This window comes from Chelatococcus reniformis, assembly GCF_014640075.1.
In the GTDB taxonomy this organism is placed as follows: domain Bacteria; phylum Pseudomonadota; class Alphaproteobacteria; order Rhizobiales; family Beijerinckiaceae; genus Camelimonas; species Camelimonas reniformis.
Genome location: NZ_BMGG01000001.1, coordinates 69018 through 82505, shown reverse-complemented (window position 1 = coordinate 82505; position 13488 = coordinate 69018). Strand labels below are relative to the sequence as shown.

At 71.9% G+C, this 13488-nt stretch carries 7 protein-coding genes and 1 pseudogene; 3 read left to right on the top strand and 5 right to left on the bottom strand.

All coding sequences use genetic code 11. The features are described 5' to 3' along the window. Positions 1 to 16: 16 nt before the first annotated feature. Genes IEW34_RS00330 through IEW34_RS00320 form a run of 3 tightly spaced genes read left to right on the top strand, consistent with a single transcriptional unit; the run spans position 17 to position 3493 of the window. Positions 17 to 1348, top strand: a complete 1332-nt coding sequence (locus tag IEW34_RS00330) for an MFS transporter (RefSeq protein ID WP_188607154.1) — start codon at positions 17 to 19, stop codon at positions 1346 to 1348. A 31-nt stretch (positions 1349 to 1379) separates the two neighbouring features. Next, positions 1380 to 2690 carry a fumarylacetoacetase gene (fahA, locus tag IEW34_RS00325; protein ID WP_188607153.1) on the top strand — a complete coding sequence of 437 codons (1311 nt, stop codon included), beginning with the start codon at positions 1380 to 1382 and terminating at the stop codon, positions 2688 to 2690. 14 nt (positions 2691 to 2704) lie between these two features. Further along, positions 2705 to 3493 (top strand): cyclase family protein, encoded by a 789-nt coding sequence (locus IEW34_RS00320; protein WP_188607152.1) that lies wholly within the window; start codon positions 2705 to 2707, stop codon positions 3491 to 3493. A 70-nt stretch (positions 3494 to 3563) separates the two neighbouring features. On the opposite strand, the pseudogene trxA reads toward IEW34_RS00320, so the two are convergent. The 5 genes and pseudogenes from trxA to tsaE all read right to left on the bottom strand — a co-directional run. Beyond that, positions 3564 to 3941 (bottom strand): annotated as a pseudogene (trxA, locus tag IEW34_RS00315) (thioredoxin); the annotation flags it as partial. A gap of 110 nt (positions 3942 to 4051) precedes the next feature. Then, the gene (gene addA, locus IEW34_RS00310) at positions 4052 to 7549 is read right to left on the bottom strand and encodes a double-strand break repair helicase AddA (RefSeq protein ID WP_188607150.1); all 3498 of its coding nucleotides are present in this window, start codon (positions 7547 to 7549) and stop codon (positions 4052 to 4054) included. Next, on the bottom strand, positions 7546 to 10758 hold the full coding sequence (addB, locus tag IEW34_RS00305; RefSeq protein ID WP_188607149.1) for a double-strand break repair protein AddB: 3213 nt from the start codon (positions 10756 to 10758) through the stop codon (positions 7546 to 7548). The genes addA and addB overlap by 4 nt, the downstream gene beginning before the upstream one ends. After that, a complete protein-coding gene (locus tag IEW34_RS00300; RefSeq protein WP_188607148.1) occupies positions 10755 to 11486 on the bottom strand; it encodes a nucleotidyltransferase family protein in 732 nt (243 codons plus the stop codon). The genes addB and IEW34_RS00300 overlap by 4 nt, the downstream gene beginning before the upstream one ends. A gap of 347 nt (positions 11487 to 11833) precedes the next feature. Next, the gene (gene tsaE, locus IEW34_RS00295) at positions 11834 to 13486 is read right to left on the bottom strand and encodes a tRNA (adenosine(37)-N6)-threonylcarbamoyltransferase complex ATPase subunit type 1 TsaE (RefSeq protein WP_244641654.1); all 1653 of its coding nucleotides are present in this window, start codon (positions 13484 to 13486) and stop codon (positions 11834 to 11836) included. Positions 13487 to 13488 lie beyond the last annotated feature (2 nt).

Sequence of the window (13488 nt, the reverse complement as noted above, 5' to 3'; positions counted from 1 at the left end):
AGAAGGGGGGAGTGCCATGACCACCGAAGAATTGGTGCAACCACAACGCACGCCGGTCACGGCGGGCCTGTCGGCCATGCTGGGCAGCTGCATCGAGTGGTATGACTTCTACATCTACGGGACAGCGACCGCACTGGTGTTCAGCGCGATCTTCTTTCCCACCTTCGATCCGCTGGTGGGCACCCTGCTCGCCTTCGGCACCTTCGCCGCCGGCGCCATCATGCGTCCGCTCGGCGGCATCGTCTGCGGCCATTTCGGCGACAAGATCGGCCGCAAGTCGATGCTGGTCCTCACGCTCATCCTCATGGGCGGAGCCACCGTGGCGATCGGCCTTATCCCGAGCTACGCCAGCATCGGCGTCCTGGCGCCCATCCTGCTGATCCTGCTGCGGTGTGTCCAGGGCTTCGCCTTTGGCGGGGAATGGGCGGGGGCCGCGCTGATCGCGGTGGAGCATGCGCCTCCCAAGCGCAGCGGCTTCTTCGGCAGCCTGCCACAGATGGGCTCGCCCATCGCGCTGTTCCTGTCGACGGGGACGTTCGCGCTGCTGGCACTGATGCCCAAGCAGGACTTCATGGCCTGGGGCTGGCGTATCCCCTTCGTGGGCAGCGCCATCCTGATCCTGGTCGGGCTGCTGTTCCGCCTGAAATTGTTGGAATCGCCCTCCTTCGTCCAGGTGCAGCAGCGCGGCGAGGTCGCCGGCGCGCCGATCAAGGAGGTGCTCAGGAACGACCTGCGGCATGTGCTGATCGGCTGCGGCATCGTGCTGTGCACCACGGTCGCCTTCTACGTCCAGGCGATCTTCGTCGTGTCCTATGCTACCCAGACCGTCGGGGCATCGCGTCAGGTCGTGCTCAACGCCGTCCTGGTCGCGTCGTTCTTCGAGCTCCTGATGCTACCGGCCTTCGCCGTTCTGGCCGACCGCATCGGCATGAAGCCGGTCGCCTTCTTCGGCGCGCTGTGGACGGCCGCCTTCAGCTTCCCCTTCTTCTGGCTGATCGACGGCGGAAGCGCCTTCGACATCACGCTGTCGATCTCGCTTGCGATGGTGGGCATCAGCGCGCTCTTCGCGGTGCTGCCCGCCTACGTGTCGAGCCTGTTCCACGCCCGCGTACGCTACACCGGCATCTCGCTGGCCTACGGCATCGCCGCGGGCCTGATCGGCGGGCTCACGCCGCTGCTGGCGAGCAGCCTCTACATCTGGGCGAAGTCGGCCTGGCCGATCGCGCTCTATCTGGTCGTCGTCGGCATCATCAGCCTGATCGCCATCGCGGCGAGCCCGGGCCGCTGGTTCATTGCCCGCAGCGACGTGGCGGCGACGACCACCGCACGCCAAGTGCCGGCGGAATGAGACGATCCGCTCGAACCAAGAGAACCGCTCGATGATTCAGCTCGATGCAACGCACGATCCGGCCCGCAGGAGCTGGGTCGGCAGCGCCAACGACCCCGCCACCGATTTCCCGATCCAGAACCTGCCATACTGCATGTTCTCATCGGGCGCCGAGCCGGCGCGTGCCGGCGTGGCCATCGGCGACGGCATTCTCGATCTGGAGGGGGCGCTGGAGGCGGGGCTGCTGGCGCCGAGCTACGCGTCCGCGATCGCCGGGTGCAGGGGCACCGGCCTCAACGCGCTCGCCCGGCTCGACCGTGGTGCGTTGCGGGCGCTGCGGCTGCGCCTGTCCGAGTTGCTGCGCGTGGAGGACGATGCGACGGGGCCTCACCGTGACCGCCTCATCGTCAGTGCCCGGCAAGCGGTACTGCAGCTGCCGATGAAGATCGGCGGCTTCACGGACTTCTTCGCTTCGCTTCACCACACGGAGCGAGGCGGCCGCAGGACACGGCCGGATAATCCGGTTCCGGCTAATTATCGCTATGTGCCGATCGCCTACAACAGCAGGGCAAGCTCGGTGCGCGTCAGCGGCGCCGCGATCCGCCGCCCCAACGGCCAGTGGCGCCGCGCGACGGGCGACGTGCATTTTGGCCCGACCGAGGCGCTCGACTTCGAGCTCGAGCTCGGCGCCTTCGTCGGCCACAGCAGCGTGCTCGGGGATCCCGTGCCGATCGATAGGGCGCCGGACCACATCTTTGGCTACTGCCTCCTCAACGATTGGTCGGCACGCGACATCCAGCGTTGGGAGAGCGTGCCGCTCGGTCCGTTCCTCGCCAAGACCCTGTCGACGACGGTCTCGCCCTTCGTGGTGACGGCCGACGCGCTGGCGCCGTACCGCATTGCGGCCGCGGCTCGGCCGGCCGGGGACCCGGCGCCGCTGCCCTATCTCCATGCGGAGGCTGACCAGCGCGATGGAGGCCTCGATCTGCTGCTGAAGGCCTCCATCCAGACCGAGGCCATGCGGACCGCAGGCGCGCCGCCGCACTGCGTCACCACGACCAACTTCAAGCACATGTACTGGACCGTGGCGCAGATGATCGCCCATCACACCAGCAACGGCTGCAACATCGAGACGGGCGATCTGATCGGCAGCGGCACGACGTCGGGGCCGACCGACGAGAGCCGCGCCTGCCTCGCCGAGATCACCGACGGCGAGCGGCCGATCGCGTTACCCAACGGCGAGAGCCGCACGTGGCTCGTCGACGGCGACAGCGTCCTCTTCACCGGGCGGGCCGAACGGCCCGGCTTCGTCCCGATCGGATTCGGTCGCTGCGAAGGCCGCATTCTCCCAGCTCACGCGTAGTCGAAGGACCCCTGATGGCCCGCCGCCTCATCGATATCTCGGTCGCCCTGCAGACGGGCATCGCCAGCGACCCGCCGCACGCCTTGCCGAAGATCGAGTATCGCGACCACCACATGACCGCGCCGGCGATCGCCAGCTACTTCGGTGTCGGCGTCGACCAGCTGCCGCAAGGCGAATACGCGGCCGTTGAGACGTGCACGCTGAGCACGCACAACGGCACGCATCTGGACGCGCCCTATCACTATTTCTCATCGATGAACCATGCTCTGACCCCGGGCGGCGAGCCCAGCATGCGCATCGACGAGGTGCCGCTGGAGTGGTGCTTCCAGCCCGCCGTCAAGCTCGATTTCCGCGCCTTCGACGACGGCTATGTGGTGACGCCGGGCGACGTGGAGACCGAGCTGAAGCGCATCGGCCATCGGCTGAAGCCGCTGGAGATCGTCGTCGTCAACACGCGTGCCGGCAGCCGCTACGGCGAGGACGATTATGTCGACGCCGGCTGCGGCATGGGCAAAGCCGCCACCTTGTGGATGCTCGAGCAGGGCGTGCGGCTGGTCGGCACCGACGCCTGGAGCTGGGACGCCCCATTCTCCCACACCAAGCGCAAGATCGCCGCGGGCGGCGACGCGAGCCTGATCTGGGAAGGACACCGGGCGGGACGCGAGATCGGCTACTCGCATCTGGAGAAGCTGCACAATCTGGAGATCCTGCCGCCGGACGGCTTCCAGGTGGTTTGCTTCCCTGTGAAAATTCAGCGCGCCTCGGCCGGCTGGACTCGCGCCGTGGCCATCGTGGACGCGTGAGGCCCCTCAAACAGATGTGGCCGGACTTGGGGAAGCCCGGCCACACATCGATTCAAAGTCGTTGCGCCGATCAGGCGACCGCGGTGCCGGCCGTGCTCTGGATCCACCGCGACAGGTCGCCCTTGGGCGCCGCGCCGACCTTCTGGGAGGCGAGCTTGCCGTCCTTGAAGATCATCAGGGTGGGGATCGAGCGGATGCCGAACTGAGCCGCCACGCCGGGGTTCTCGTCGACGTTCAGCTTCACGATCTTGACCTTGTCGCCGAGTTCCTTGGAGATCTCCTCCAGCGCCGGGCCGATCATGCGGCAGGGGCCGCACCACTCGGCCCAGAAGTCGACGACCACCGGCTCGGCGGCCTTCAGGACGTCGGCCTCGAAGCTGGTATCGGTCACTTTTGTGGTCGCCATGGCTAACCTTTCCGCGAGCCGTTCGACTCGCTCCGTTCGTCGTTGTCCAGAAGCTAGGAAGCCGCTGCCGGAGGGTCAAGGCCGGCGCGCGCGCGGCGCGCACAGGGCGGATGTGCGTCTACACGATGGCGCCTCGGGCGGTGGCGCCGCGCTCATCCGCCCGCCGTCGCAGTCGTCGGCGCCAGCCGCTGGAGCGCCTCGTGCTGTTGCTCGGCTGTCAGTTCGACGATCGCCAGCCCGGTGCGATAGACCAGAAGTGGCCGCACCCGGCGGCCCGGGAGCGCCCGCCGGACCAGCGCACCGTAGAGTGCCAGCTGGGTCACGTGGCTGTCGGCGAGGACGCCGGGCGCCTGGCCGCTCTTGAAGTCGGCGATGAGGATGGCCTCGTCCGTCAGCGCAAGGCGGTCGATGCGACCGCTGACCGAGAAGGCGCCGCCGTCCGGCAGTGTGATCTCGCCCGCCACCTCCACCTCGCTGCGCCCGGCCGGGCCGAACAGCGCCTTGAGGCGCGGCGCGGCTATGATGGCCAAAGTCTCGGTGGCCAGTGCCTGTCGACGCGCGGCCGGCCAGTCTGCCGCCTGGCTCGCCAGGTAGCGCTCGGCGGCCGCGGGCCGCGCCGCCGCCGGCTGCGCCGGCAGCCGCTCGAGCAGCGCATGCAGCAGCAGGCCTTCGCGCCTAGCCTCTCGATCGTCGGCGCTCGGCCCCGTCCGCGCCGGCCGCCGGCCGCCGGCGGCCGAGGGCAGCAGGGCCGGGGCGGTGCTCGTCTGGCGTGGGGCCGGCGCGGTCAGCCAGGTCGGCGCGAGCCGCGCCGCGGTCGCGGGGACGCTCAACTCCACCGGCGCAGCGTGGGCCCCGCTCGCCACCACGCGCAGCGCCTCGCCGGTGCGCGGATCGGCGAGTTCGCGCACCTCCACGCCACCGCCGCCGTCGGCCGCGCCGCCCAGCGCGGCGTCGATCATGCCGTACCAGCATTCGCGGGGCGGCACCTTGGGTGCCTTGGCGAGGTGAGGCGCGATGACCAGCCGCTCCTTGGCCCGGGTCATGGCCACGTAGAGCAACCGATTGTGCTCCTCGCGCTCGCGGCTACGGGCGGCATTGCAGGCGTCCTCCAGGGCCGTCGGCCGTTCGGCCGCCGCAGGCAGCCACACCGGCACCTGCCGCGGCACCAGCCCGCCGCCGCCGACGTCGACGGTGAGCAGCGGCGGCAGGCGCTCGTCGTAGCGGCAGGCGTCGGCGAGGATCACCGTCTGCGCTTCCAGGCCCTTGGCGCCGTGGACGGTCATGACGCGGATCTCGCCGCGGCTGGCGTCCATGTCGCGTTTCACGTCGTGCGCGGCGTCGCCGAAGCGGGCCAGGAACAGGGCGAGCGAGGGGGTTTCGCGCTGCTCGTGGGCGAGCGCCAGGCCGAGGAATTCGTCGATGGCGTCGTGCGCCTCGGGCCCGAGCCGCGCCACCAGCGCGCGGCGACCGCCGAGCGGGCCGAGCAGCGCGGCATAGAAGCCAAAGGGGCCGAGACGGCCGCTCATCGCCTCGAGGCGTTCGACGACGCCCAGGGCCGCGGCGGCAGTGGCGTTGCCGGCGGCGGCCTCACTGAGCGCCGCGCGCAGCGAGACGCGGCCCGGCCGGCGCGCGGCGATGGCCACCAGGTCGTCGTCGTCGAGGCCGCCGAGGGGCGATTTGAGCACCGTGGCCAGGGTCAGGTCGTCGTCGGCGAGCAACGCGGCGCGGCCGGCCGCCACCAGGTCGAGCACCGCGATGTGTTCGCCGAGCCGCAGCCGGTCGGCGCCGGCGACCGGCAGCCCGGCCCCTTTGAGCGCGCGGATGACCGCCTCGAAAAGTGCGCCGCGCTTGCGCACCAGGATCAGCACCTCGCCGGCCGGCACCCGGCGGCCGGTCTCGTCACCCTCGCGCACCAGGACGCGGACGTTGCGGGCGATGCGCTCGGCCAGCACGACGGCGGCCGAGGTCGGCTCCGGCGTATCGACGGGCGCCGCCCAGGCGTCGGGCTCGGGGTCCTCCTCGGCCGCGGTCGGGGTCCAGATCTCGACGCGGCCGTAGTGGCCGAGCCGGCTGGTGGCGTGCACCGTGCCCGCCCGTACGGTGGCGTCTTCGCCGAATGCCAGGCCGGCGAAGTGGCTGGACACGCCGAAGACGAGGTCGACGGCGGCCAGCACCGCCGGGGCCGAGCGGAACGAGACGTTGAGCTCGAGCGGCTCGAAGCGGTGGCCGGCCGCGGCGGCCGCGCGGGCAAAGTAGCGGCCGCTCTCGGCAAAGGCTCGCGGATCGGCGCCCTGGAAGCCGTAGATCGATTGCTTGGGATCGCCCACGGCGAAAACGGTCCGGTCCTCCTGGCGGGCGCCGGCACCCACGGTGAACTCGGCCGTCAGCGCCCGCAGGATGTCCCATTGTGCCGGATTGGTATCCTGGGCCTCGTCGACCAGCACGTGGTCGATGCCGGCGTCGAGCTTGTGCAGCACCCAACTGGCTGCCTCCGAGCGCTCCAGGAGCGTGCGCGTCTTGTCGATGAGATCGTCGAAATCCAGCGCACCGCGGGCGTGCTTGAGCGCCTCGACCCGGCTCAGGATGGCTTCGGCCAGCGTCATGAGCGCGGCTGTGCGCTCTACCGTCCGCGCCGCCCGCCGCCGGTCGACGAGGCCGGCGAGCCGATCGCGTTCGTCGCGCATGCGGATGGCAAGGCCCTGCGCGACCTTCTTGGTGACCAGCGTGTCGGCGCGCGGCTTGCCTTCCTCGGTGAAGAACACCGCAAGATAGCGCTCGAGCCGCTCGGCTGGCTCGGTGGCGGCGTCGGCGGCTCGCAAATCCGCCGCGCGCTGCTGGTCGTTCCTCCCGCCGCCGGCCAGTTCGCCGGCTACGGCGGCCCACTCCGCCGGCGGCAGCCCGCCTTCGAGCATGGTCCGTTCGATCGTGGCCAGCGCGTCGCCGGGCAGCAGGCCGAGCGCCTGCGCCAGGGCCTCCATGGCAGCGGCGACACCGCCCGCGGAAGCCGCGATGTCGCGCAGGAAGGCGCGCTGGGCGAGCGCGGCGCGGATGGCGGTGGTGAACAGGTCGCCGGCCGCTTCCAGGCTGACGCGATAGAGCGCCGTGGCGGCGGAGCCGCCGGCGGCCGCTTCACTCAGCACGGCGCGGGTGGCGTCGGCCACGAGCTCCTCCTGGGCCGCTTCGTCCAGCACCTCGAAGCGGGCCGGGACATTGGCCTCGAACGGCACGAGGTGCAGCAGGCGTTCGCAGAAGGCGTGGATGGTCTCGATCTTGAGGCCGCCGGGGGTCTCGACCGCCTGCGCGAAGAGCCGTCGTGCGGCGATGAGCCGGGCAGGAGAGGGCCGCCGGCCCTCCAGCAGGCCGAGCTCGTGAGCCAGCTCGGCATCAGTTTGGGTGACCCAGCTGGCGAGGCGGTCGAAGACCTTGACGGCCATGTGGGCCGCGGCCGCCTTGGTATAGGTGAGGCACAGGATCTTGCCCGGCGGCGTGCCGGCGAGCAGCAGCCGCAGCACGCGGTCGACGAGCACCTTGGTCTTGCCGGAGCCGGCGTTGGCGGAGACGAAGGCGGAGAGGGCCGGATCGGAGGCGATGCGCTGCACCTCGGTGGCCCGGCTCACGGGGCCGGCCGCCGCGATCGTGTCGAGGCTCATGGCTCCGGCTCCGCGCTGGCGAGAGACCATTCGCGCACCCGGGCCAGGTGGTCGTAGTCGTTGTAGCGCTTGGCGTATTTGGCGAAGGGGCGGGCGCGGAAGGGCAGCTCGCCGGCGATGTAGCGGGCGATCAGCGCCTCGAAACGGGCGAGATGCTCCTCGATCAGGGCAGCGACGGTGCGGGGCTCGCCGGACGGGGGCGCCACCGGCCGGGGTCGCAGGGGCGGGACGCCGCCGTTCGCCTGGACGTAGAGGAGATCGGCCAGGCCGCCGCCCGCCGGCACGCCGGTGAAGGCGCCGCGGCGCAGCATGGCTGCCTCGAGGGTGAGCTGCGGCGCAAAGCCGACGAACACCTCCTTGGCGGTCGGCGGCGAACCGGTCTTGAAATCGACCACGGTGGCGCCGCCGTCGCGCCGAAGCTCGATGCGGTCGGCGCGGGCGCGCAGGGTGAAGGTGACGCCGTCGGCGAGCGACAGCTCCAGACGGCCGGACACCTCGGCGAAGACCTGGACGACGGCTGGCCGCCGCGCCAGCTCCCAGCGCGCGAAGGCGCGGGCGACACGCTCGAAGCGGGGCCACCACTGGGCAGCGATGTCGGGATAGGCGGCGAGGCCGGCGAACGCCTCGCGGCCCAACGCGATCAGCTCGTCGGTCGGATCCTGGACCAAGCTCGTCGGCCAGCGCTCGGCAAAGCGCCCCAGCACGTCGTGGATGATGGTGCCGCGGTCGGCGGCGCCGGGCGGCACCGCCAGCTCGTCCAGCGGATCCAGCCGCAGCACATGCTTGGCGAAGATGGCATAGGGGTCGCGCACCAGCGTCTCGACCTCGGTGACACTGAGGGAGCGGGGCACCAGGTCGGCCGGCGGCCGCGGGGCGGGCTGCGCGATGGGCCGCGGCGCCGGGGCCGCGTCCAGGGCGGCCGCCCAGTCGAGATAGCGGCGGCCGCGGGTCACGGCCTCGGCCCACGGCGAGACGGGGCCGTCGTCGGCGAGCGCCTTCAGCCGTTGCAGGAAGCGCGACGGCACGGTCGGCGCCCCGCCGCGCTTGGCGGCGCGGGTGATGACGGCATCCTCGGTGCCGAGCGCGGCGACGAAGTCATGCGCGGTCTGGCCGATGCGTCGCTCCGGTGGCGGCAGGCCGAGCGCCGCGGCCATCGGCCGGTTGATGAAGCTGTCGGTGCGGGCCGCCGGTGGCCAGACGGCCTCGTCGAGGCCGCCGAGGATCATGCGGTCCACGTGCACGAGCCGTGCCTCCAGGAGGCCCAGGACGCGCACGCGCCCGTCGCCGGCAGCGCCCTCCAGCCGCGCGACGCGGTCGCCGGCGAGCCGGGCGAAGAAGGCCGGATAGTCGCCGAGGCCGCCGGGCACGGTGCAGCCCGGGGCGGCGGCGAGGTCGTCGAAGAGGGCGAAGAGGGCGTCGGCATCCGGCCCCGTGAGCGTCGTCAATTCGCCCTCGCCGACTGCGGCTGCGAGCACCGCCTGCCGGTGGGCTCCGGCCAGTGCCACCAGGTCGCCGTCCGCGGCGGCTGTGGCCATCGGCTCCAGAGCTGCCTCCAGGCGGTCGATGAGTCCGCTGGCCAGCTCCCAGTCGCCGTCGCCGAGTCGCCGCAGCGGCCGCGGCGCATGGGGGCCGGCCGCTTCCTTGCGCCGCTCCGGCAGCACGGCGCGCAGGCCGGCCACGCCCGGTGGCGGCTCGGGGCCGCGCAGCAGCCCGATCTCCAGGGCGGCCGCGGCGCGGCGCGCCCGCCGCTGGCCCTGGCCGAAGCCGGCGAGCGGATGGGTGATCAGGGCGACGAGCGCCCGCGCCGCGCAGCGGCTGGCGGCCGCCTCCGCGACCAGACGGGCGAGCCGGCCGGCGGCTGTGCGGGCGAGGGGCCGGCCAGCGGAATCGTCGGCGTCGAGGCCCCACCGGCCGAGCTCGGCGCAGACGCGCTCCGCCAGCCCCCGATCGGGCGTGACCAGGGCGACTGTCGCGCGCGGGTCTTCCAGCGCCTCGCGGATGGCGATGGCCGCGGCCAGGGCTTCCTCGCGCTCATCGCCGGCTTCCACGATGGCAACGCCGGCGAGGGCTCGGGCCGCCGTCGCGGGCGAGGGGCGGTGCGCCGGCTCGGCCCACAGCTCTGTGGTGGCCGCCGGCCGCAAGGCCTCACTCAGCAACTGGTTGCGGGCGATGGCCGCAGGCGGGGCGATGCCGAGCGGAACGACGTCGCGCCGGTCGATCCCGATCGTGGCGATGAGCCGCGCCATGGCGGTCTGTGGATGGCCGAACGGCGCTTCCTCCATGCCGGCGCGCACCCCCGGACGGCCGCCGCTGCCGCCGGTGAGCAGATCGAAGCTGGTGTCGTCCAGGTGCTGGTCGAGGCCGGGCAGCACGACGGTGCCGTTGGGCAGGCGGGCGATGGCGGCGAGCAGCCGGGCGGTCGCCGGCATGGAGCCGGTGGACCCGGCGGCTATCATCGGGGCCCCGGAGGCCGGCCGGCCGTGCGCGCCCGCGAGCCGCGCCGCCTCGGCCAGGATGAGCGCGTTGCGGCGCGCCGTGGGGTCGCTGGCGCCACGCTCGGCCAGCAGCGCGGGCCAGGTCTCGGCGACGATGCGCAGGAAGGCGAGCGTGATGCCGAAATAGGCGCTGTGGCGCGCTTCCACCGTCGCCGCCAGGGCGTCCCAGTCGACGCCCTGGGTCGTCATGTGGTCCATCAGCCGTTCGAGGTCGCCGGCGAGCGCCAAGGCGTCGGCGGGCGAAGCAGGCACCAGCAGCGGCTCATGCGGCGCGAGCCTGAGCAGCGCCCGGTCGACCTGACGGGCCCAGGCCAGCACCAGCCGCGTCAGCGTCAGCCGGCGCTCGGCCGCCGGGATCGGCGGCGGCAGGGCGGCGTCGGCGCCTTCGAATGGTCCGGCCGCATCGTCGCTTTCGCCGAACGGCATGTCCTCGTCCACATCGCCCAACGGCACGATCCGCGGCAGGAACAGGGCGCCGACACCCGCGTGCGCCACGAGATGGTCGGCGAGCGCCCGGGCGGCGCGGCGGGTGGGCAGGAAGACGGTGGCACGGGCGAGGCCGAGCGGCTCGGCGCGCGGCGCGAAGCCCGGCACCAGCCGGCCGTCGAGCAGGGCCGAGGCGAGCGTCGGCAGGAACGGCGCGCCGGGCGGGACGGTGAAGACGCGCGGGGCGGCGAGGCGGCTGAAGAGGTCGGGACGCGGCTCGTGGTTCACCGGTTGCTGTTCGCGATCACATCCTCGGCGAGGCGCACCGCGTCCGGCGTTCCCACGTGGAGCCACTGGCCGTCGAGGCGCAGCCCATGCAGGCGGCCGCGTTCCAGCGCCCGGTCGAAGACGAGGTTGAGCGAGAAGGGGCCGTCCGGCGTCTCCGCGAACAGCGCCGGCTTGACGATGGCCACGCCCGCGTAGACGAACGGCACCACCAGCCGTTCGCCGCGGCGAACCAGACGGCCGGCGGTATCCATGGCGAAATCGCCCAGGCCATCATAGCCGATGCTTGTGGCCGTGGAGGCGAGCAGGAGCAGCACGTCCATCTGCTCCGGGTCCCAGGCCCGGCCCAGACGCCGCACGTTCGAGCGCGGCCCTTCGATCCACAGGCTGTCGGAATTGCCGACGAAGAACGGCTGATCGCCGAGCAGCGGCAGCGCCTTCTTGATGCCGCCGCCGGTCTCCAGCAGCCGGGTGCGCTCGTCCGACACGGTGATGGCCGGCGCCTTGCGCCTGCCCAGGTGCGTTTCCACCAGATCGGGCAAATAGTGGACGTTGACGATGACCTCCGCCACGCCGGCGTCCACGAAGCGGTCGATGGCGTGGTCGATCAGCGCCCGGCCGCCGACGCGGACCAGCGGCTTGGGCGTCGTGGTGGTGATCGGCCGCATCCGCTTGCCGAGGCCGGCGGCGAGGATCATGGCCCGCCCGATGGGGAGCAGGGCATTGGTCATGGCCGCATCGCCGCGGGCGGGCCATCGCGCCGGTTCCGTCACAGGAGCTGACATGCTGTTCATGCGGCTGGCGCCTAACATGCGTTCGAGCGGCCGGCGCCCCGACGAGCGCCCGCAGCTCTCCATTTGGGTTCGATGCTTTAGCGCAGGATGACCTCGGATTGAATCATCATCCCGCTCCAAGCCCTTGTTTTGAGCATGATCTTAGCCAAAAGCCGGTGGCCACCCTTTGGCGTCATGCTCTAGCGCACTCGGTCATCGGATGAGGTCATCCAATCGCCAAATGCTCCAATCATTCAATCTGGAGCGCCCTCGCGATCGGGTGGGTCACCCGACCGCGACGCGCTCTAACCGGCGTCGTCGGCGAGAAGCCGCGGCAGATGGGTCTCATACCAGGCCTTGACCGGCGCCAACATGGGATGGGCCAAGTCACGCCTGAGGTAGGCTTCTATCCGCGGCAGGTGCTTCAAGTACTGCGGCTTGCCGTCGCGTCGGTCGAGCCGGGTGAAGATGCCGAGCAGCTTGGTGGCACGCTGGGCGCCAAGCACCGCGTAGGCCTGGGCGAAGGCGGGCAGCTCGAAATCCGCCTCGGCAGCTTGGCGGGCGCGTGCGTAGGCACTGAGCAGCTTGAGCTCCAGATCGGCCGGCACGGTGACCCGCGCATCCTGGAACAGGGACACGGCGTCGTAGGCGGGGTGGCCCAGGACGGTGTCCTGGAAGTCGATGACCCCCAGCCGCTGCGCCTCGGCCCGATCCGGCAGCCAGATCAGGTTGGGCGAATGGTAGTCGCGCAGCGCCCAGGTGGGCTTGGCGGCCACGACCGGCCGCAGCACCTCGTTCCAGGCAGCCGTAAACTGCGAGCGCGCCAGCGCCGGCAGGGCGCGGCTGTTGGCGGGCAGGTACCAGTCGAGCAAGAGCTCGACCTCGATCATCAGGGCATCCAGGTCGTAGGGCGGGATGACATGGTCGATGCCGTCGGCCACCGGCAGCGTGTGCGGCAGCTCGATCGCGTGCAGCCGGGCCAGCACATGCGCCGCCGCCTCGTAGCGCGCCGGGAGGGGGACGCCATCGTCCACCACGCCGGCGTCGCCGAGATCCTCGACCAGCAGCACGCCGGCGTCGAGATCGGCGCCCATGATCTCCGGTGCGCTGATGTCGAGGGCCCTGAGGCCATTGGCCATGGCGACGAAGGCGTGGACGCTCTCGGCGAGATGCGCGATGGCGCTGTAGGGCTTGCCGCGACGGATCGCCGGCCCGTCGGGCCGGCGCGGCGAGATCATCAGGATGGCGGTCGCGCCGGAGGGCTTGGTCAGTCGCTCGTAGGCGCGGGTCGAGGCGTCGCCCTGCAGGTGCGCGCGGCCGGCGTCGTGCCAGCCGGCCTGCGCCAGCACCGAGCGGATGGCGCGCGCGATGGCGAGCCGATCGGCCCAGGCGCCGAAGCCGGTCATCACCGCAAAGCGGTGCGAAGCGCCGTCGGGCGCTATGCGCAACATGACGTCGAGGCGGTCGCGCGCGAGCGGTCGCTGGGCTCGCTCGGGCCATTCCACCAGCGCGATGGCGCCCGCCGTCGCCTCTTCCCAGCCGAGCTCGAGCAGATCGTCCGGGCCCGAGATGCGGTAGAGGTCGGCATGCACCACGCTGCCCGCCGGCGTGTCGTACTGCTGGATCAGCGTGAAGGTCGGGCTCGGCACCTCGACGGAGGGATCCTGCGCCAGCGTGCGCACCAGCGCGCGGGCGAGCGTCGACTTGCCGGACCCGAGATCGCCGGACAGCGTCACCAGGTCGCCCGGGCGCAGCATCTCGGCGATCACGCGGGCGAGCGCCAGGGTCGCGTCCTCGTCGGGCAGGTCGAGGGTCCAGGTGGCAGTGGGCCCTTCGGCTTCACCCACGGCCGGCGCCGGGGCCTGCGCCCGGCCGCCGGTGGCAGCCGACCCCCGCAAGGCGGCGACCGACGGTTGGTCCTGAGGGGCGGCGCCGGGCGTCATCGTGTCAAGATCCATGC